General features: G+C 74.4%; 13 protein-coding genes and 1 pseudogene. 4 read left to right on the top strand and 10 right to left on the bottom strand.

Annotated elements, in window-relative coordinates:
- The first annotated feature begins 12 nt into the window (after window positions 1-12).
- Window positions 13-843 carry a sulfurtransferase gene (locus ACFV1L_RS14760; protein WP_380365874.1) on the top strand — a complete coding sequence of 277 codons (831 nt, stop codon included), beginning with the start codon at window positions 13-15 and terminating at the stop codon, window positions 841-843.
- Here the strand turns inward: ACFV1L_RS14760 and ACFV1L_RS14755 are convergent.
- From ACFV1L_RS14755 to coaE, 4 genes are all read right to left on the bottom strand, one after another.
- Complete coding sequence (locus ACFV1L_RS14755) at window positions 777-2,126, bottom strand: hypothetical protein (protein ID WP_380365872.1); 1,350 nt, start codon at window positions 2,124-2,126, stop codon at window positions 777-779. The two genes, ACFV1L_RS14760 and ACFV1L_RS14755, sit on opposite strands and share 67 nt — an antisense overlap.
- On the bottom strand, window positions 2,123-2,872 hold the full coding sequence (locus ACFV1L_RS14750) for a toll/interleukin-1 receptor domain-containing protein (protein ID WP_380365871.1): 750 nt from the start codon (window positions 2,870-2,872) through the stop codon (window positions 2,123-2,125). Before ACFV1L_RS14750 ends, ACFV1L_RS14755 begins: the two co-directional genes overlap by 4 nt.
- A 73-nt stretch (window positions 2,873-2,945) precedes the next feature.
- The gene (locus ACFV1L_RS14745; protein WP_380365869.1) at window positions 2,946-5,045 is read right to left on the bottom strand and encodes an MMPL family transporter; all 2,100 of its coding nucleotides are present in this window, start codon (window positions 5,043-5,045) and stop codon (window positions 2,946-2,948) included.
- A 138-nt stretch (window positions 5,046-5,183) separates the two neighbouring features.
- Complete coding sequence (gene coaE, locus ACFV1L_RS14740; RefSeq protein ID WP_380365867.1) at window positions 5,184-5,780, bottom strand: dephospho-CoA kinase; 597 nt, start codon at window positions 5,778-5,780, stop codon at window positions 5,184-5,186.
- Between coaE and ACFV1L_RS14735 the strand changes: the two are divergent.
- Window positions 5,752-6,657, top strand: a pseudogene (locus ACFV1L_RS14735) (alkaline phosphatase family protein); the annotation flags it as partial. The gene coaE and the pseudogene ACFV1L_RS14735 overlap by 29 nt on opposite strands.
- Window positions 6,658-6,869: 212 nt before the next feature.
- On the opposite strand, the gene ACFV1L_RS14730 reads toward ACFV1L_RS14735, so the two are convergent.
- The 3 genes from ACFV1L_RS14730 to rpsA form a co-directional block, all read right to left on the bottom strand.
- On the bottom strand, window positions 6,870-7,514 hold the full coding sequence (locus tag ACFV1L_RS14730) for an MBL fold metallo-hydrolase (RefSeq protein ID WP_380365865.1): 645 nt from the start codon (window positions 7,512-7,514) through the stop codon (window positions 6,870-6,872).
- A gap of 10 nt (window positions 7,515-7,524) precedes the next feature.
- The gene (locus tag ACFV1L_RS14725) at window positions 7,525-9,630 is read right to left on the bottom strand and encodes an MMPL family transporter (protein ID WP_380365863.1); all 2,106 of its coding nucleotides are present in this window, start codon (window positions 9,628-9,630) and stop codon (window positions 7,525-7,527) included.
- Between the two features lie 746 nt (window positions 9,631-10,376).
- Complete coding sequence (gene rpsA / locus ACFV1L_RS14720; protein WP_035861395.1) at window positions 10,377-11,867, bottom strand: 30S ribosomal protein S1; 1,491 nt, start codon at window positions 11,865-11,867, stop codon at window positions 10,377-10,379.
- 430 nt (window positions 11,868-12,297) lie between these two features.
- Here rpsA and ACFV1L_RS14715 point away from each other — a divergent pair, with 430 nt between their 5' ends.
- Together ACFV1L_RS14715 and hrpB are read left to right on the top strand one after the other, a co-directional pair.
- Complete coding sequence (locus ACFV1L_RS14715; protein ID WP_380365862.1) at window positions 12,298-13,209, top strand: class I SAM-dependent methyltransferase; 912 nt, start codon at window positions 12,298-12,300, stop codon at window positions 13,207-13,209.
- 2 nt (window positions 13,210-13,211) lie between these two features.
- On the top strand, window positions 13,212-15,725 hold the full coding sequence (gene hrpB, locus ACFV1L_RS14710) for an ATP-dependent helicase HrpB (protein ID WP_380365860.1): 2,514 nt from the start codon (window positions 13,212-13,214) through the stop codon (window positions 15,723-15,725).
- Window positions 15,726-15,747: 22 nt separating this feature from the next.
- Here the strand turns inward: hrpB and ACFV1L_RS14705 are convergent, their stop codons facing one another.
- From ACFV1L_RS14705 to polA, 3 genes are all read right to left on the bottom strand, one after another.
- Entirely contained in the window at window positions 15,748-16,074 is a 327-nt protein-coding gene (locus ACFV1L_RS14705) for a hypothetical protein (RefSeq protein ID WP_380365859.1), read from the bottom strand.
- A 78-nt stretch (window positions 16,075-16,152) separates the two neighbouring features.
- The gene (locus ACFV1L_RS14700; protein WP_380365858.1) at window positions 16,153-16,767 is read right to left on the bottom strand and encodes a GNAT family N-acetyltransferase; all 615 of its coding nucleotides are present in this window, start codon (window positions 16,765-16,767) and stop codon (window positions 16,153-16,155) included.
- 69 nt (window positions 16,768-16,836) lie between these two features.
- A complete protein-coding gene (gene polA, locus ACFV1L_RS14695) occupies window positions 16,837-19,518 on the bottom strand; it encodes a DNA polymerase I (RefSeq protein WP_380366002.1) in 2,682 nt (893 codons plus the stop codon).
- Window positions 19,519-19,658 lie beyond the last annotated feature (140 nt).

The raw sequence follows: 19,658 nt of genomic DNA, 5'->3' as shown, positions 1-19,658 counted from the left end.
GGAGCCGCCGCCATGACCGCACTGCCGCCGCCCCTGGTCGACCCCTCCTGGCTGGCCGACCGCCTCGCCGACCCCGACCTGGTCGTCCTGGACGCGAGCGTCGGCGCGCACCGCCACGCCGCCCACCGCATTCCCGGCGCCCGCCCGTTCGACCTCGACGGCGCGCTCTCCGACCCCGCCTCCGACCTGCCGCACACCATGCCGTCGGCCGCCGACTTCCAGCGCGAACTGCGCGCCCTCGGCGTCCACGACCGCTCCACCGTGGTCGTGTACGACGCCGCGGGCATCTACTCCAGCCCCCGCGCCTGGTGGATGCTGCGCGCCATGGGCTTCGACCGGGCCGCCGTCCTGAACGGCGGACTGCCCGCCTGGCAGGCCGCCGGACACCCCGTCACCACCGACGAACTCCCGTACTCCCCGGGCGACTTCACCGCCCGCCCGCGCCCCGGCCTGCTGGTCGACCGGGACACCGTGGCCGCCGCCCTCGCCGACCCCGACACCGCCGTCCTGGACGCCCGCTCGCACGAGCGCTTCACCGGCGCCGCCCCCGAACCCCGCCCCCACCTGCGCCGCGGCCACCTTCCCGGCTCCACCAGCCTGCCCTTCACCGAACTCCTCACCCCCGACGGCCGCTACCTCCCCCTCCCCGACCTCCGCGCCCGCCTCGCCGCCGCCACCGCCGCCCGCCCCCGCCTCGTCACCACCTGCGGCTCCGGCGTCACCGCCTGCATCCTCGCCTTCGCCGCCCACCTCACCACCCACCCCGCCCCCGCCGTCTACGACGGCTCCTGGTCCGACTGGGGCCGCCCGGAAACCGACCTCCCCGTCACCACCGGCCCCTGACGGGCCGTCACCGCGTCCGGCGGCCCGTACTCCCGCAGCAGGGCGGCCTCGGCCGGCAGCCGTCCGCCCCACTGCTCTGCCAGCACCCGGAGGTCGTCCGGACGCCCCGCCGCCCGTGCCTGCTCGGCGAAGCGGAGCGCCAGCTCCCGGCGTTCGGCGGGGCCGAGCCCCGGCAGCCGGACCGCCTCGGCCGTCCAGTCCCGGAGGTGCTCGCGCAGGCCGGGGAACCAGGTCCAGAAGTGCGACCGCACCGCCCTGCCGTAGGCCGACTGCGCGAACCCGGTCCGGCCGTCCCGGGTCCGCCTCATCCGCAGCGCCTCGAACCGGGCGCGCAGGTCCGGGCCGGCCAGGGCGGACTCCTCGCCCGGCGATCCGCCGAGGAGGCGGAGCAGCCGATCGGCTCCCGCGACGACGGCGTCCACCGGCGCGCCTTCGAGCATCGCGCCGGCGAGCAGCAGGGCGCGCGCCCGGACGTCGGTCACCTCCCCCACCTGCCGGGCGACTTCGTCGCTGTGGTCGGTGACCTCCGCCAGCGCTGCGGCGAGCCGGTCGGCGAACGCCGCTCCGGGCCGGCCGTGTCCGCCGGTCCCGCCGACGGCCCTGGCCAGCCGGGCGATGTCCCGCATCGGCGCGGTCGCCAACAGCTCCGCGAGGAGCGGGAGTTCCGGACGCTCCAGGTCTTCCGGGCGGTGCGGCACCTCGTCGGCCCGCAGGTGCCGGGCCAGCACGGCACGGCCGCGGGGCCGTCCGAGCTCGACCGCCTGGTGCCGGAGTTCCGGCGCGAGCACCCGCTCGACCTCCGGCGAGAGGACCACGACCAGTCTGGCGCCGGTGCGCTCCGCCGCGGACCGGTGGACGTCCAGTGCTTCGAGCGCCGCCGGGCGGTCGTCCGCGGCCGCCGCCGACAGGTCCAGCAGCAGGCGGTCGTCGGGGCCGTGGTCCGGCCGGCCGTCCCGCGGCCCGATCGGCAGGTTCTCGAAGACCCCTGCCCGCCCCGGCAGTTCGTGCAGCAGGACGATGCCGGCGGCGCGCCGCCCGACGCCGGCCTCGCCGCCCAGGAGCACGGTCGCCCCCGGTTCGGTCAGTCGCTCGGCCGCCCGGCCCAGGTTGCGGGGCCGCACGAATCTCCGGCAGAGCCAGCGGCGATCGGCCGCCGCGATCCGGATCAGCTCGCGGGGGCACGGCGGCCCGCCCGGCGGGTGGATGTGGTTGTGCTGGTCGCCCGAGCCGGTGTGGACCGGCCCGTGGGCGGAGTCGATCCGGGTGCCGACCGGAGCGGTCACCTGCCCCGGTCGCTCTCGCGCCCGGACACTCCGCCGAACTGTGTTCGGGACACCCGGAGTTCGCCGCCGGTGACGTACTGGACACCCATCCCGTCGCCGCTGAACCGCGGGCCGACGTACAGATCGCCACTGCCCGTGTGGACCGGTCCGTGCGGCGAGTTGATCACCGTCCCGGTCAGGTCGCCGCCCACCGCGCCGACTCCGTCCCGCATCCGCGGCCGGTCCGCGCGCGCCGCCCTGCGGCGGCGATCCGCGGACGCTGCCCGCCGGGAGTCGGACCTGGCCAGTGCAGGCACCAGTTGCGCGAGGTCGTCCCCGATCCGGGCCAGGTCCGCCCGCGAGTTCCGCAGGTCGAGCCGGCGGTACTGGCAGTCGGCGAGTTCGGCGAGTTCCGCCGGCAGGCGGCCGCGGTCGAGTCGGACGGCGTCGGTGAGCACCGGGACGACCACGGCGCCGCTCTCGAACGCCTCGACGATCTCCCGCCCGGTCCAGTCGACCCGGCTCTCGCCGTCCCGGCCGTCCCGGCGCGCTCGCGGATCGAACCAGCGGCGGCCGATCACGGCGAGCAGGACGTGGCTCCGACGCACCGCGGTGATCAGTTCCCGGGGGAAGCGGCTGCCCGGCGGGATCGAGTCGCTCGCCCGGAACACCTGCCCGGGCCCGAACCTCGCCGACAGCTCGTGCTCCAGCAGCGCGGCGACCGCATCGCCGTCCCCGGTGCGGTAGTTGACGAAGACGACGGACACGCCGACACACCCCCAGCCATGGACATGCCGCAATCTTCGTCGAAATCCCCGCACCCGTCGAGAACGCGGGCGCTCAGAGCTCCGCCGCCCCCTCGGGCTCCCGGGGGGCGGTGCGGAAGAGGCGGCTGGGCCACCACATGCGGTGGCGGAGGTCGGCGGTGAGGGCGGTGACCAGGACGGAGCGGACCACCAGGGTGTCGAGCAGGACGCCGAGGGCGACGGCGAAGCCGATCTCGGCGAAGCCCACGACCGGCAGCGTGCCGAGGACCGCGAAGGTCGCGGCGAGGATCAGGCCGGCGGAGGTGATGACGCCGCCGGTGGCGGCGAGGCCGGCGACGGCGCCGCGGCGGGTGCCGAGGTGGGCGGACTCCTCCCGGACCCGGGTCATCAGGAAGATGTTGTAGTCGATGCCGAGCGCGACCAGGAACACGAAGACGAACAGCGGGAACGCCTGGTCCTGGCCCTCGAAGTGGAAGACGTGCGCGAAGAAGAACGCGCTGATCCCGAGCGCCGCCGCGTACGACAGCACCACGGTGGCGATCAGCACCAGCGGCGCCACGACGGCGCGCAGCAGGGCGGCGAGGATCAGCAGGACCACGCCCAGCACCAGCGGAATGATCGTCCGGTTGTCGTGCGTCGCGGCCCGCCCCGCGTCCAGCAGCACGGCGCTGGAGCCGCCGACCTTCGCGTCCGCGCCGGGCACGGCGTGCACGGCTTCGCGGACCCGGTCGACGGTGGCCCGGGCGGCCGCGCTGTCCGGCGCGTCGGTGAGCGTCGCCGGGAACAGCGCCTCCCCGCCGCGCACCTCGGCGGGCCCGATCCCGGCGATGCCGGGGGTGGCCGCGACGGCCTGCCGGACGGCGTCCATCGGCGGCCCGGCATTGCCGACCACCGTCAGCGGGGCGCCCGTCCCGCCGGGGAAGTGCGCCGCCAGCACCTGCTGGCCGGTGACGGAGTCGGGCGTGCCGGTGAACGTCCCGGCGGTGCTCAGGCCGGTCGCGTTCAGCGACACCAGCCCGGCGGTGCAGGCGGCCAGCGCCAGCGCGGTGCCGATCCACACCTTGCGCGGGCGGTGGGCGATCCAGGCGCCGATCCGCGCCCACCGTCCGGTGCGGGTCGGCTCGGGCGTGCCGAAGCCGGGCCGCACCGGCCAGAACACCCAGCGTCCGAACGCCACCAGCAGCGCGGGCAGCAGGGTGAGCATCGCCAGCAGCGCGACGGCCACGCCGATCGCGCAGACCGGGCCGAGGCCCCTGGTGGAGTTCATGTCGGCGATCAGCAGGCACAGCATCGACGCGGCGACGGTCGCCGAACTCGCCAGGATCGCCGGCCCGGCCCGGTGCAGGGCGGCGGCCATCGCCTCGTGGCGGTCCTCGTGGCGCCGCAGCTCCTCCCGGTAGCGGGCGGTCAGCAGCAGCGCGTAGTCGGTGCCCGCGCCGAGCACCAGCACGATCAGGATGCCGGCGCTCTGCCCGTTGACGGTCAGTCCGGCGTGCGCCGCGAACAGGTAGATCACCGCCTCGGCGACCGCCAGCGCGGCGCCCGCGGACAGCAGCGGCAGCACCCACAGCACCGGGCTGCGGTAGGTGAGCAGCAGCAGCACGATCACCACGGTGACGGTCGAGTACAGCAGCGTGCCGTCGATGCCCGCGAACGCCTTCGCCTGGTCGGCGCCGATCCCGGCGGGCCCGGTGACGTGCGTGACCAGGCCGGGCTGTGCACCGGCGGAGGCGGTGGCGCGCAGGCTGTCCACGGCGGGGCCGAGGTTGTTCCAGCCGGTGGTGCCGACCTGCACGGGCACCACGGTCTGCAGGGCCTGCCCGTCCGCGGAGGCGACCGGCCCGACGACCGGCGCGACCACGTGCGGGGCGCCGGTGAACGCCTCGGCGTCACGGACGGCCTTGGCGTGGTCCTCGACGGTGATGCCGCCCGCCCGCTGGTAGACCACCACGGCGTCGGCGGTGTCCACCGGCCGGAACAGGCGCTGCGCCTCCAGCACCTGCGTGGACTCGGCGTTCGCGGGAAGCCAGCTGGACGCCTGGTTGTCCTCGGCGCCCATCAGCTTCCCGGCCAGCGGCGCGGCGACCAGCAGCACCACCAGCCAGAGCCCCAGGACCACCCACTTGCGGCGCCGCCCGCACGGCAGCGCCGCCCACCCGTTGCCGGAACTCATCGTGACCGGCCCCCAAGCTCAGGACCCCGGGCGGGCCTGCCGCCGCGCCCTCGTCGTTCCAGCATCCCGCCGCCCCCGGCCCCTCGCGCGGCGGCCGCCGGGTCGCCGGTCGGTCCCGGGCGCCGTCCCGGACGGGGGTCAGGCCCGGCGCTGCTCCAGCTGCTGCCACAGTTCGCGGACCCGGGCGGTGAGCTGCTCCAGGTCGCCGCTGTTGTCGAGCACCAGGTCGGCGACGGCGAGCCGGTCCTCGCGGGTGGCCTGGGCGGCCATCCGGGCCCGGGCCTCGTCCTCGGGCATGCCGCGCAGCTCGGTGAGCCGGCGCAGCCGCTCGGCGTCGGGGACGTCGACGACCACGACCAGGTCGTACAGCGGGGCGAGTCCGTTCTCGGCGAGCAGCGGGACGTCGTGCACGACGACCGCGTCCGGGCCGGCGGCGGCCTCCAGTTCGGCGGAGCGGGCCCGGACCAGCGGGTGAACGATGGCGTTCAGCGCGGCCAGCCGGGCCGGGTCCCCGAACACGATCCGGCCGAGCGCGGGGCGGTCGAGCGAGCCGTCGGGGAGCAGCACCCCGGGGCCGAACTCGGCGGCCACCGCGGCCAGTCCGGGCGTTCCTGGGGCGACCACCTCACGGGCGATCAGGTCCGAGTCGACGATCACCGCGCCCAGCGCGGCCAGTTGGCGGGAGACCTCGCTCTTGCCCGCGCCGATGCCGCCCGTCAGTCCGATCCTCAGCATGCCGTCAGGTTACCGGCCCGTACCGGGGCGGTCGGCGGGAGCCGCCCCGGAGCGAACGCGGGGCGAACTCCACGGGAACTCTCGGACCGTCCCCTCAAGGGCCGCCCGAAAAAAGTTGTCCATACAGCTCTACGGACCGTCCCGGGCCGCTAGGGTGCCGAACACCTGCATCGAACACCCTCGCCACCCTCGAACGATCGGAGCACCACCCGTGTCCAGCAACTGGCCCGCCGGCCCGCGCCGGGTCCTGGTCGTCGGCATCGACGGCGTCCGCCTCGACCTGCTTCCCGGCCTGCACACCCCGCACCTGGACGCGGTCGCCGCCGCCGGCTTCCTCGGCGCCGTCGAGGTGGACGACGCCACCCCGACCATGTCCGGCCCGTGCTGGGCGACCATCGTCACCGGCGTCGGCGTCGCCAAGCACGGCGTGCTCGGCAACCACCTCGGCGGCCACCGCCTCGACGTGTTCCCGGACTTCACCACCCGCCTGGCCAAGCAGCACCGCCGCCGCACCTTCGCGGTCGGCGGCTGGGAGCCGCTGTTCCTGGCCCGCGACGGCGGCCCGCTGTTCAACGCCCCCGGCCGCCTCTCGTACATCGCGCCGCTGGAGGACACCCCGGAGGCCTGGGAGGTCTGCGACGAGCGGGTCACCGCCGAGGCCGAGTACGTGCTCGCCCGCTCCGACGACGACCCGCAGGCGTCCTTCGTCTACCTCGGCGCGGTCGACGAGACGGCGCACTTCCGCGGCTGCGGCGAGGACTACCGCCGTTCGGTCGAGGCCGCCGACGTCCGCCTCGGCCGCCTGCTGGCCGCGCTGCGCGAGCGCTCCACGTACGCCGCCGAGGAGTGGACGGTCATCGTGGTCACCGACCACGGGCACGTGGACGCCGGCGGCCATGGCGGGCGCAGCGACCTGGAGCGCACCGCGTGGATCGCCGCCTGCGGCCCCGGCATCGCCCCCGGTGCCCCGGTCGGCCCGCTGCACCACACCGACGTCGCCGCGCACGTGTACGCGGCCCTGGAGATCGCCCCCGACCCGCACTGGACGCTCGACGGCCGCCCCTTCACGGCCGCCGTGCCGACCGGCCGTCAGACCAGGTCGACCGACTCGCCGGCGGTGAGCATCCGGTACTCCACGCCGCCGGTGCCGGGGCCCTGCGGGCCGAGCAGCCGCCCGTGGACGGCCTGTCCGGCCTCGCTGAGGGTCGCCTCGTGGATCGCCACCGCCTGCCGGGGCCGGGCGTCGCGCAGGTAGTCGACCAGCTCGCCGACCCGCAGCCACGGCGCGCCGAGCGGCAGCAGCAGCGTGTCGACGGTGTCCGGCGGGACGGTCAGCGCGTCCCCCGGGTGGAACACCCGGCCGCCGAGCAGGAACCCGATGTTGGGGATCCGCTCGATGTCCGGGTGGATCTCCGCGTGCCACTCGCCGTGCACCGTCACCGGCAGCCCGTCCAGGTCGAAGGCGTCGCCCTCGCCGACCACCGTGACCCGCGCCCCGATCCCCTCCAACTGCCGGGCCACCGACCGGTTGGTGTACACCCGCAGCCCCGGGTTCGCCGCCACGGCCGCCCGCACCTGCGGCTCGGTGAAGTGGTCCGCGTGCTCGTGGGTGATCAGCAGGGCGCTCACGCCCCGCACCACCTCGGGGCCGCTGAACATGCCGGGATCGATCAGCACCGCCCCCTCGGCGTGCTCGATCCGGACGCAGGCATGGCCGAACTTCGTCAGTCGCATGCGGCCAAGCCTAGGACGCGGGCACCAGTGCGGGGGGCTCTGCCGCGCGCGGCGCGGGCACGGCGGGCGGGGTCAGCGGCGGCAGTTCGACGTGCTCGCTGAGGCCGATGACCCGGTGCAGGCGGCGCAGCGGGGCGGGCGCCCACCAGTTGAGCCGGCCGAACAGCGACATCGTGGCGGGCACCAGCAGGGTGCGGACCAGTGTCGCGTCGACCGCGACGGCCACGGCCAGGGCGACGCCCATCTGTTTGACCATCAGCATCTGTCCGGCGGCGAACCCGGCGAACACGATCACCATCAGCAGGCCGGCCGAGGTGATGATCCGGCCGCTGCGCTGCAGCCCCAGCTCCACCGACCGCAGGCAGCCGTGGCCCTGGTCGTGCAGCTCCTTGATCCGGGAGAGCAGGAACACCTCGTAGTCCATCGACAGGCCGAACGCGAAGGCAAACACCAGCACCGGGATGATCGTCTCCAGGCCGCCGGTCGGGGTGAAACCGAGCAGCCCGCTGAAGTAGCCGTGCTGGAACACCAGGGTCAGCGCGCCGAGCGACGCACCCAGCGACAGCACGTTCATCAGCAGCGCCTTGACCGGCAGCACCACCGACCCGGTCATCATGAACAGCAGCACCAGCGTCCCGGCCGCGACCAGGCCCAGCGCCCACGGCCCCCGCGAGCCGATCTCGTGCTGGAAGTCGACCAGCGACGCGGCGTCGCCCGTCACGTACGTCTCCAGTCCGCCGCGGTGCTCGCGCAGCTCGCCGACCACCCGCTTGGCCTCCGCGCCCTGCGGGTCGCCCTTCACCAGCACGTCCACGGTCTGCACCCGGTCCGAGACGGGCGTCACGGCCCGCACCCCGGACACCCCCGGCAGCTTCGCGACCACCGTGTCCGCGTAGCTCTGCGCCTGCTGCGCGGTGCCCGCCACGACCACCTGCACGGGGGCCGGGGACTGCTGCGGGAAACGTTCCTGCACGGTCTCGGCGACCTGCCGGGACGCGAAGCTCTTCGGCAGCACGTCGGCACCCGAGTTGCGGAAGTGCGAGCCCAGGAACGGCGCGCCCGCCGCGAGCAGCAGCGCCACGCACGCCAGCATCACCGGCACCGCCCGCCGCTGCACCCGGCGCACCGTCCGGGAGAAGAACCCCTCGTCCGGGACGGGCGCGGTCGGCGCCTTGATCCGGCGCCCCATGAAGCCCAGCAGCGCCGGCACCAGCGTCAGCGCCGCCGCGACCGCGATCACCACCACGCTCACGCCCGCCGCCGCGACCGCCCGGAACACCGGGCTGGTGAACACGAACAGGCCGCTCAGCGCCACCGCGACCGTCAGCCCCGAGAACGCCACCGTCCGGCCGGCCGTCGCCGCCGTCCGCTCCACCGCCTGCGCGATCGTCGCACCGTGGCCGCGCTCCTCCCGGAACCGGTTCACCATCAGCAGCGCGTAGTCGATCGAGAGGCCCAGGCCCAGCACCGTAGCGATCGGCAGCACGGACGTGTCGATGTCCATGATCCGGCTGAAACCGAACATCGCCAGCAGCGCCCCGCCCACCGAGGCCACCGCCCCGATGCCCGGCAGCCCCGCCGCGGCCAGCCCGCCGAACACCAGCACCATCACGATCAGGGTGAGCGGCAGCGTGACGATCTCCCCGAACCGGGTGTCCTTCGCGGTCTGGTCCTTCACCTCCTGCTGCAGCACCAGATCACCGCCCACCACGGTGTGCGCGCCGTCCGCGGTGATCTGCTCCAGCCGGTCCGTCACCGCGCTCAACTGCTTGGCCGACGACCCGTCCGCCATCCGCACGCTCACCAGCGACGCCTTGCCGTCCGCCGCGGTCAACTGCCCGCCGGTCGAGTACGTGTCCGCCACCGAGAGCACGCCCGGCAGCTTCGCCACGTCCGAACTCGCCTGCTGAACGGCCGCCTTCACGCCTCCGGCAGCCACCGCAGGCCCGTCCACCACCGCCGTCACGGTGCCCTGCACCGGATCCGCGGCCTGCACCACGGACGTACCGCGCGCCGACTCCGACCCCCCGTTGCCGGTCCCCGCCACCGACCCCTCGAACACCCGCCCGCCGATCAGCACCCCCACCGCGAGCACCACCGCCCAGAACCCCAACACCCAGCGCCGGTGCCGGAAACACACCCGCCCGAGCGCGGCCAACCGCCCTCGAACCTGGAAAACCTGGACCTCTGCTGCTGCGGTGGAGCGAGAGCTTCGCATGTGCGGGGCGCCTTTCGGACAACTGCCCCCAAGGTATGCGCGACTTCCCGAACGTCCTATAGCCGGACGATGAGCCTCATCTCACAATTCCCTTCACATAAACGCCACTTAAGCTCCCCACCTCCCCCAGATCGGCAGCCCCAAGGCCACCAGACGCCCCCCACCAGACCCTCGGGCGAGCAGAGCACGGAGCCAGCCCCACACAGCGCAGCACACCCCCGCCGACCAGGCCCGCAGGCGGTTCGCAAGGCCGGCCGCGCGCAGCACACCCTCGGCCGGCGACTGCTCGGGACCCCAGCCACACGCAACGCGCACCCCTCCCCACCAGCCCCCCACGCAGCACGCCCTCCTCGCCAAACCCCCGGGCAGCCGCAAAGCCGGCCCCAGCCACGCGCAGCGCAGCACCCCCCTCACCGCCCGCGACGCGCAGCGCTCCTGTCTCGGGCCACCCCCGGGCAGCCGCAAAGCCAGCCCCAGCCGCGCGTGGCATGCGCCCCCTCCCTCACCAGCTGCGCGGAGCGCACCCTTGCTGGCGGGTGCTCGGGTGGGCGGGTGGGCGCAAAGACAGGAACCCCCCACCCAGGGAATGCCTGGGCAGGGGGTTCCTGTTCGCGTCAGCTACTCAGCAGCCGAAGCGCAGAGCTTCAGCTCTGGCCACCGGCCAGCTTCTCGCGGAGCGCAGCCAGCGCCTCGTCGGAGGCAAGCGCGCCGGAGCCCTCGTCGCTGCTGGAGGAGTACGAGCCGCCACCGGACACCGGGGCCTCCTCGCCGGCCTCGGCGGCAGCAGCCGCGTCCGCCTCGCGGGACTTGATGACCTGGGCCTGGTGCTGCTCGAAGCGGGCCTGGGCCTCGGCGTACTGCCGCTCCCACTCCTCGCGCTGCTTCTCGAAGCCGGGCAGCCAGTCGTTCGCCTCGGGGTCGAAGCCCTCCGGGTAGATGTAGTTGCCCTGGTCGTCGTAGGAGGCGGCCATGCCGTACAGGGTCGGGTCGAACTCGACCGACGCCGGGTCGGCACCGAGGGACTCGTTGGCCTGCTTCAGCGAGAGGCTGATGCGACGACGCTCGAGGTCGATGTCGATGACCTTGACGAAGATCTCGTCGCCGACCTGGACGACCTGCTCCGGGATCTCGACGTGGCGCTCGGCCAGCTCGGAGATGTGGACCAGGCCCTCGATGCCCTCGTCCACGCGGACGAACGCACCGAACGGAACCAGCTTGGTGACCTTACCCGGCACGACCTGCGAGATCTGGTGCGTGCGGGCGAACTGCTGCCACGGGTCCTCCTGGGTCGCCTTCAGCGACAGGGAGACGCGCTCGCGGTCCATGTCCACGTCGAGAACCTCGACGGTGACCTCCTGGCCGACCTCGACAACCTCGTTCGGGTGGTCGATGTGCTTCCAGGACAGCTCGGAGACGTGCACCAGGCCGTCGACGCCGCCGAGGTCCACGAACGCACCGAAGTTGACGATCGAGGAGACGACGCCGGAGCGGACCTGGCCCTTCTGCAGGGTGGTGAGGAAGGTCTGGCGGACCTCGCTCTGGGTCTGCTCCAGCCAGGCGCGGCGGGACAGGACCACGTTGTTGCGGTTCTTGTCCAGCTCGATGATCTTGGCCTCGAGCTCCTTGCCCACGTAGGGCTGGAGGTCGCGGACGCGACGCATCTCGACCAGCGAGGCCGGGAGGAAGCCGCGGAGGCCGATGTCGAGGATGAGACCACCCTTGACGACCTCGATGACGGTACCGGTGACGATGCCGTCCTCTTCCTTGATCTTCTCGATCGTGCCCCAGGCGCGCTCGTACTGGGCGCGCTTCTTGGACAGGATCAGGCGACCCTCCTTGTCCTCCTTCTGGAGAACCAGGGCCTCGATGTTGTCGCCGACGGCAACAACCTCGTGGGGGTCGACGTCGTGCTTGATCGAGAGCTCACGGGACGGGATGACACCCTCGGTCTTGTAACCGATGTCGAGGAGCACCTCGTCACGGTCGACCTTCACGATGACGCCCTCAACGATGTCGCCGTCGTTGAAGTACTTGATGGTCTCGTCGATCGCGGCGAGGAACGCGTCCGCGTCGCCGATGTCGTTGACCGCAACCTGCGGGGTGGTGCTGACAGAGGTGTCGGTGGGGCTCGTCATTAGGAAAAGGGCTCCGGTACGGACATGAAGTCGTAGTAATGCCACGCGGAGGGCCCTGATCGCTCCCACCGAAAGCCGTACAGGCCAGAAAACGGCCACCGAAACGATTCCAGCGATCGGAATCCCGGTGTCCGTCTGACGACCGTGGGGTCTTCGACAGATGCGAGCGCGACCTGCTCCGTCCGAGGCGCGCAGGCCCGCAGCGCAACTTGTAGCATACGGGGACACCCGGGCACGGTCAACGCCGAAGTCGGCGAGACCGGTAGAGGCCGGGACGGATCAGGCCATATCCTCCGAAGGCGCACCTCGCGGCGGCTCGAACACCGGCCCTACCCCGGATGCCACGGCCCGACCCGGTTCCGTACGGGAGTACAGGACCGGCTCCGCGGCAGCGGCGCTTCCGCATTCGACAGCCTACGTGACGGATTCCATGACCCACTCCACCACCCCCGGTTCCGACGAGCCCCGCGACTACGACCCGGCCGGGTACGACGTCCCGAGCGCCTACCACACCGATGCCGACGAGGACGACGACGGCGACGAGACGCTGCGGCGGGAGGCCGGCGAGGAGGAGTCCAGCCGGGCCAGCCGGCACTGGTGGGACCGGAACGCGGACGACTACCAGGACGAGCACGGCGAGTTCCTCGGCGACGACCGGTTCACCTGGTGCCCGGAGGGCCTGGACGAGGCCGAGGTGCGGCTGCTGGGCGACCCGGCGGCGCTGAAGGGCGCGGCCGTGCTGGAGATCGGCTCGGGCGCCGCCCAGTGCTCGCGCTGGCTGGCGGCGCAGGGCGCCCGGCCGGTCGCGCTGGACATCTCGTACCGGCAGTTGCAGCACTCGCGGCGGATCGACCTGGGCCGCGGCCTGGAGCCGGTCGCGGTGGTGCAGGCGGACGGCGCGGTGCTGCCGTTCGCGGACGGCTCGTTCGACCACGCGTGCTCGGCGTACGGCGCGGTGCCGTTCAGCGCGGACACCGCGCGGCTGATGCGCGAGGTGCACCGGGTGCTGCGGCCGGGCGGGCGGTGGGTGTTCTCGGTGACGCACCCGATCCGCTGGGCGTTCCCGGACGAGCCCGGCGAGGAGGGCCTGACGGCGTCCTCCTCGTACTTCGACCGCACCCCGTACGTCGAGCAGGACGAGCACGGCGTGGCGACCTACGTCGAGCACCACCGGACGCTGGGCGACCGGGTGCGGGAGCTGGTCGGGGCCGGGTTCACGCTGCTCGACCTGATCGAGCCGGAGTGGCCGGAGCACCTGGAGCAGGAGTGGGGCGGCTGGAGCCCGCTGCGCGGCCGGCACATCCCCGGGACGGCGATCTTCGTCGCCCGCCGGGACGGCTGACGGTGCGCACCGGGGGGCGCGAACTGCCGGTCCGCACCGCGCTGGGACCGCTCGCGGCGGCGCTGGAGGAGCACGGCACGGCCGTGCTGTCCGCGCCGCCCGGCACCGGCAAGACCACCCTGGTGCCGCTCGCCCTGGCGGGGCTGCTGGACGCTCCCCCCGCTCCCGGGCCGCCGCGCCGGGTGCTGGTCGCCGAGCCGCGCCGGCTGGCGGTGCGGGCCGCGGCGCGCCGGATGTCCTGGCTGCTGGGCGAGCCGGTCGGCGGACCGGTCGGGTTCACGGTGCGCGGCGAGCGCCGGGTCGGCCCGGACACCCGGGTCGAGGTGGTCACCACCGGCGTGCTGCTGCAGCGCCTGCAGCGCGACCCCGAACTGCCGGACGTGGACGCGGTGGTCCTCGACGAGTGCCACGAGCGGCACTTGGACGCGGACACCGCGCTGGCGTTCCTGCTCGACGTCCGGGCCGCGCTCCGCCCCGAGCTGCGGCTGCTGCTGGCCTCCGCGACCGCCGACACCGACGCCTGGGCCGAACTGCTGGGCGGGGCGCCGGTGGTGGCCGCCGAGGGCGTCTCGCACCCGGTCGAGACGGTGTGGGCGCCGCCGCCGGGCGCGGTCCGGCCGCCGCACGGGACGCGGGTCGACCCGGCGCTGCTGGAGCACGTCGCGGCGACGGTGCGCCGGGCGCTGGCCGAACGCGACGGGGACGTGCTGTGCTTCCTGCCGGGCGTGGGCGAGATCGCCCGGGTGGCCGCGCAGTTGGACGGCGTCGAGGTGCTGCAGCTGCACGGGCAGGCGCCGCAGGCGGTGCAGGACGCGGCGCTGGGCCCCGGCGAGCGGCGGCGGGTGGTGCTGAGCACCTCGGTCGCCGAGTCCTCGCTGACGGTGCCGGGCGTGCGGGTGGTGGTCGACTCGGGGCTGACCCGGGAGCCGCGCACCGACCACGCCCGCGGCCTGTCCGGGCTGGTCACCGTCCGCACCTCGCTGGCCGCGGCCCGGCAGCGCGCCGGGCGGGCCGGGCGCGAGGCCCCCGGCACGGTGTACCGGTGCTGGGCGGAGGCGGAGGACGCCCGCGCCGCCCGCTTCCCGACGCCCGAGATCGCGCTCGCCGACCTGACCTCGTTCGCCCTGCAGGCCGCCTGCTGGGGCGCCCCGGACGCCACCGGCCTCACCCTGCCCGACCCGCCGCCCGCCGGTGCGCTGGCCGCCGCCCGCGGCACGCTGCGCGCGCTGGACGCGGTCGACGCCGACGGCCGCCCCACCGAGCGCGGCCGGGCGATCGCCCGCACCGGGCTGCACCCACGGCTGGCCCGCGCGCTGCTCGACGGCGCCGCCGCGGTCGGCCCGCGGCGCGCCGCCGAACTCGTCGCGCTGCTCTCCGAGGAGCCGCCGCGCGCCCTCGGCGACGACCTCGCCGGGATCTGGCGCACCGTCAGGCAGGGCACCGACCCGTACGCGCGCCGCTGGAAGGAGGAGACCCGCCGGCTGGAACGCGCCGTGGGGCAGCCCTCCGGCGGCGGTGGCGGGCCGTCGGACGCGGCGGCCGCCGGGCTGGTGGTCGGGCTGGCGTACCCGGAGCGGGTCGCCCGGGCGCGGGACGGCGCGGAGGGCGCGTACCTGATGGCGTCGGGGACGGCGGCCCAACTCCAGGGCGGCTCCCGGCTGCCGGCCGGCGGGTGGCTGGCGATCGCGGTGGCCGACCGGCCCGCCGGGTCGCCGTCGGCGCGGGTGCTGCGCGCGGTCGCGATCGACGAGGCGACGGCCCGCCGGGCGGCCGCGCCGCTGCTGGACGGGCGGGAGGAGGTCGGCTGGTCGGCCCGGCAGCGGGAGGTGACGGCCCGTCGGGTGGAGACCCTCGGCGCGATCGAGCTGGCCGCGGCGCCGCTGACCGCGCCGGATCCGGCACTGGTGCGCGAGGCGCTGCTGACCGGACTCGCACGGGAGGGCATGTCGGCCCTGTTGAGCTGGCCGCCGGCCGCGGCGGGGCTGCGCGAGCGTCTGGCGTTCCTGCACCGCACCCTCGGCGGGGAGTGGCCGGACGTCGGCGACGCGGCGCTGCTGGCGGCCGCCGGGCAGTGGTTGGAGCCGGAGCTCTCCCGGGCCCGCCGCCGCGCCGACCTGGAACGGATCGACACCGCGGCCGCGTTGCAGCGCCTGCTGCCGTGGGCGAGCGGCGAGGCGGGGCGGCTGGACGAGCTCGCCCCCGAGCGGATCACCGTGCCGAGCGGCAGCCGGGTCCGGGTCGACTACTCCGGCGACCGGCCCGTTCTCGCCGTCAAGCTCCAGGAGCTGTTCGGCTGGGACGCCGCCCCGGCGCTGGCCGGCGGCCGCGCCCCGCTCACCGTCCACCTGCTGTCCCCCGCCGGCCGGCCGGCGGCCGTCACCGGTGACCTGGCCGCGTTCTGGCGCGAGGGCTACCGGGCCGTCCGCGCCGAGCTGCGCGGCCGCTACCCCCGCCATCCCTGGCCGGAGGACCCGACCACCGCCGAAGCCACCCGCCGGGCCAATCCGCGCAAGTGACGCCGCGTCGGCCGAGGGGGCGTCAGCGGCGCCTGGTCGGGGTGGTCGTGCGGGTGTTGCGCCTCGGCGTGCTGCGGTCGCCGTCGGGGTGCGTCGCCCCCGGCGTCGTCCGCGGGGTGGCGGGAGCAGGGGTGGCGGGAGCCGGGGTGGTCCTCGGCTCCTCGGCGGTCCGGGACGGCGACGGCGTGGGCGGGGCGCCGGGGGACGGCGACCAGGTGGAGGTGGGTGCGGCGCTCGGCGCCGCCGCGGGCACGGGGGCGACCGGGCGCGGGGGCGGCTGCCGGACGGGGCCCGGTCCGGCCGTGCACGCCGCGCCGCCGGCCATCAGCGCGGCTGCTGCCAGCACCATCCCCGCCCGCGTTCTTCCGCCCTGCGGCACCGTCATCGCTGCGCTCCCCCTTGCCCTTCGAACACCGGCGTGCGGAGCCTACTGGTTGCCGCGGTCCGCCCCCGGCCACTCCGCGGCGAGGACCGCCATGTCGATGTCGTCGATCCACCGGTCGCCGTACCGCAGGACCTGGCGGCGGATCCCCTCCACCTTGAAGCCGGCCTTCTCGTAGGCGCGTTGGCCGCGTGCGTTGAACGCGTAGACGCCCAGCGAGACCCGGTTCAGGCCGAGGGTGCGGATGGCGTGGTCGGTGGCCATCCGGACGGCCTCGGTGCCGAAGCCGCGGTCGCGGCCGTCGGGCCCGATGCAGATCCGCAGGTTGCAGGAGCGGTTGGGCTCGTCCCACTCGTTCAGGACGACCTCGCCGACGCCGCGGCCGGTGGACCGGTCGACGATGATCAGGTCGAGCCGGTCGGGCTGCTCGTTGCGGGTGGAGTACCACTCGACGATGCGCTTCTCCATCGCCTCGTCCCACTCGGGCGCCACCGGGGTGTGCACGGGCGAGGTGTACTTCAGCACGTCCGGGTCCTGGAGCATGACCCGCAGCCAGGGCAGGTCCTCCTCCGGCCGGACCGGGCGGAGGACGATCCGCTCCCCCTCCAGCGTCGGCTTGTCGGCGAACGTGGCAGCGGGAGCGGCGGGTTGATCAGTCATTCGGCCAGTCTCCGAGCCCCGGGCGGGCGCCTGCAAGCGATTTGGCGGGCGCCGCCCGGGGCCGGGCGGTCAGTGTGCGGCGGCCTCCCAGTCGGCGCCGACGCCGACCGAGACGTCGAGCGGGGCGCGCAGCGGGTACGCGCCGGCCATCTGCTCGCGGACCAGGGCCTCGACCTGCTCGCGCTCGCCGGGGGCGACTTCGAGGACGATTTCGTCGTGGACCTGGAGCAGCATCCGGCTGCCGAGGCCGGCGGCGCGGAGGGCTTCGTCGACCCGGAGCATGGCGATCTTGACGATGTCGGCGGCGGAGCCCTGGATGGGGGCGTTGAGGGCCATCCGTTCGGCCATCTCGCGGCGCTGGCGGTTGTCGCTGGTGAGGTCGGGCAGGTAGCGGCGGCGGCCGAGCAGCGTCTCGGTGTAGCCGACGGCGCGGGCCTCCTCGACCACGTTGTGCAGGTAGTCGCGGACGCCGCCGAAGCGCTCGAAGTAGGTGTCCATCAGGCCCTGGGCCTCGGCGGGCTTGATGCCGAGCTGCTGGGACAGGCCGTACGCGGACAGGCCGTAGGCGAGGCCGTACGACATGGCCTTGATCTTGCGGCGCATCTCGGCGTCGACCGCGTCGGGGGCGACCGAGAAGACCTGCGAGGCGACGGTGGTGTGCAGGTCCTCGCCGGAGGCGAAGGCCTCGATCAGGGCGGCGTCCTCGGACAGGTGGGCCATGATGCGCAGTTCGATCTGCGAGTAGTCGGCGGTGAGCAGCGTCTCGTAGCCCTCGCCGACCACGAAGGCGCGGCGGATGGCGCGGCCCTCCTCGGTGCGGACGGGGATGTTCTGCAGGTTCGGGTCCTGCGAGGAGAGGCGGCCGGTGGCGGCGACCATCTGGTTGAAGGTGGTGTGGATGCGGCCCTGCGGGGAGACCGTCTTGAGCAGGCCCTCGACGGTGGTGCGCAGCTTGGCCTGGTCGCGGTGGCGGAGCAGGATGACCGGCAGTTCGTTGTCGGTCTGGGTGGCGAGCCAGGTGAGGGCGTCGGCGTCGGTGGTGTAACCGGTCTTGATCTTCTTGGTCTTGGGCAGGCCGAGGTCGCCGAACAGGACCTCCTGGAGCTGCTTGGGCGAGCCCAGGTTGAACTCGCGGCCGGCGGCGGCGTGCGCCTCCTCGACGCAGCGCTGGATCTCGGCGGCGAACTGGGCCTCCAGGCCCTGCAGCCAGGCGCGGTCGGCGGCGATGCCGTAGCGCTCCATGCGGGCGAGGAGTTCGGCGATCGGCAGTTCCATGTCGTGGAAGAGCTGCACGGCGCCGACCTCGGCGAGCCGGGTGTCGAAGAGTTCGGCGAGGTCGTGGACGGCGCGGGCCTCGGTCATCAGGGCCTGGGCGCCGGCGCTCGGGTCGGGCTCGTCGGCGTCGAAGCTGAGCTGGCCGGTCTCGGCCTGGGCGGCGGGGGCGAGCGAGCGGGCCAGGTACTCCTCGGCGAGGACGTCGAGGGTGAAGGCGCGGCGGCCGGGCTTCTCCAGGTAGGCGGCGAGCGCGGTGTCGGCGGTGACGCCGGCGAACTGCCAGCCCTGTTCGGCGAAGGCCCGCATGACCTGCTTGGCGATGTGCAGGGCCTTGGGGCGCTTGGGGTCGGCGAGCCAGGCGGTGAACGCGCGGTCGTCGTCCTCCTCCAGCGCGGCGGGGTCGAACCAGGCGGCGGCGGTGCCGGTGGCGAGGGCGACCTGCTTGACCCGGCCGGCGCCGAGGGCCCACTCGTAGTCGGCGGCGAGGGCGGTGCGGGCGCCGTCGGCGGTGTGCTCCTCCAGCCAGGCGGCGAGCGCGCCGGGGACGGTCAGCAGGTCGCCCTCGACGGCGGGGCCGGTGGGGACCTCGGCGGCGGCGGTCCCGGCGCCGGCCGGGTCGATGCCCTGCACGCGGTCGCGGAAGTTGGGGTTGCGGAACTCCAACGCCTCCATGATCCGGGCGATTTCCTCCCGGTCGAACGGCGTGCGCTCCAGCTGGGGGACGGTGAGCGGGAGTTCGACGTCCCGGACGAGCTCGGTGAGGATCCGGTTGCGCTTGACGGAGTCGAGGTGCTCGCGGAGCTTCTCGCCGATCTTGCCCTTGACCTCGTCGGCCCGGTTGACCAACTCCTCGAAGGAGCCGAACTGGTTGACCCACTTGGCGGCGGTCTTCTCGCCGACGCCGGGGATGCCGGGCAGGTTGTCGGACGGGTCGCCGCGGAGCGCCGCGAGGTCGGGGTACTGGTCGGGGCGGACGCCGTACTTCTCGGCGACCTTGTCGGGGGTGTAGCGGGTGAGCTCGGAGACGCCCTTGGTCGGGTAGAGCACGGTGACGTGCTCGTCGACCAGCTGGAGCGAGTCCCGGTCGCCGGTGACGATGAGCACCTCGTAGCCCTCGGCGACGGCGGCGGTGGCGAGGGTGGCGATGATGTCGTCGGCCTCGAAGCCCTCGGCGGTGAGCCGGGGGATGCGCATGGCGTCGAGGAGTTCGCCGATCAGCGGGATCTGGCTGCGGAACTCGTCGGGGGTCTTGGCGCGGTTGGCCTTGTACTCGGGGAACTCGGTGGCGCGGAAGGTCTGCCGGGAGAGGTCGAAGGCGACCGCGAGGTGGGTGGGCGCCTCGTCCCGGACGGTGTTGACGAGCATCGAGGTGAAGCCGTAGACCGCGTTGGTGTGCTGGCCGGTGGTGGTGGAGAAGTTCTCCACCGGCAGGGCGAAGAAGGCCCGGTAGGCCATCGAATGCCCGTCGAGGAGCATCAGCCGGGGCCGTCCGGCCGCACTCTTTCCTGCACCCTGTGTCGCCACGTCACGTCCCGTTCCTGCCGGATTGCACTGCCGCCCCCGATCCTAGGGCCCGGGGACGACATCTCCCGGCGCGGCGCGGGCCTCCTCCCTAC

Origin of the sequence: Kitasatospora sp. NPDC059646, assembly GCF_042734615.1 — a bacterium.
Classification (GTDB): domain Bacteria; phylum Actinomycetota; class Actinomycetes; order Streptomycetales; family Streptomycetaceae; genus Kitasatospora.
The sequence above is the reverse complement of the archived record's forward strand: the minus strand, read 5'-3'. Positions and strand labels throughout refer to the sequence as shown.

Bases quoted from the DNA above. Each gene is read 5' to 3' on its own strand.
- coaE (WP_380365867.1), bottom strand. From the start codon at position 5,780: ATGCTGAGGATCGGACTGACGGGCGGCATCGGCGCGGGCAAGAGCGAG.
- ACFV1L_RS14705 (WP_380365859.1), bottom strand. From the start codon at position 16,074: ATGGTGCTGGCAGCAGCCGCGCTGATGGCCGGCGGCGCGGCGTGCACG.
- ACFV1L_RS14730 (WP_380365865.1), bottom strand. From the start codon at position 7,514: ATGCGACTGACGAAGTTCGGCCATGCCTGCGTCCGGATCGAGCACGCC.
- rpsA (WP_035861395.1), bottom strand. From the start codon at position 11,867: ATGACGAGCCCCACCGACACCTCTGTCAGCACCACCCCGCAGGTTGCG.
- ACFV1L_RS14745 (WP_380365869.1), bottom strand. From the start codon at position 5,045: ATGAGTTCCGGCAACGGGTGGGCGGCGCTGCCGTGCGGGCGGCGCCGC.
- ACFV1L_RS14715 (WP_380365862.1), top strand. From the start codon at position 12,298: ATGACCCACTCCACCACCCCCGGTTCCGACGAGCCCCGCGACTACGAC.
- polA (WP_380366002.1), bottom strand. From the start codon at position 19,518: ATGCTCCTCGACGGGCATTCGATGGCCTACCGGGCCTTCTTCGCCCTG.
- ACFV1L_RS14760 (WP_380365874.1), top strand. From the start codon at position 13: ATGACCGCACTGCCGCCGCCCCTGGTCGACCCCTCCTGGCTGGCCGAC.
- ACFV1L_RS14700 (WP_380365858.1), bottom strand. From the start codon at position 16,767: ATGACTGATCAACCCGCCGCTCCCGCTGCCACGTTCGCCGACAAGCCG.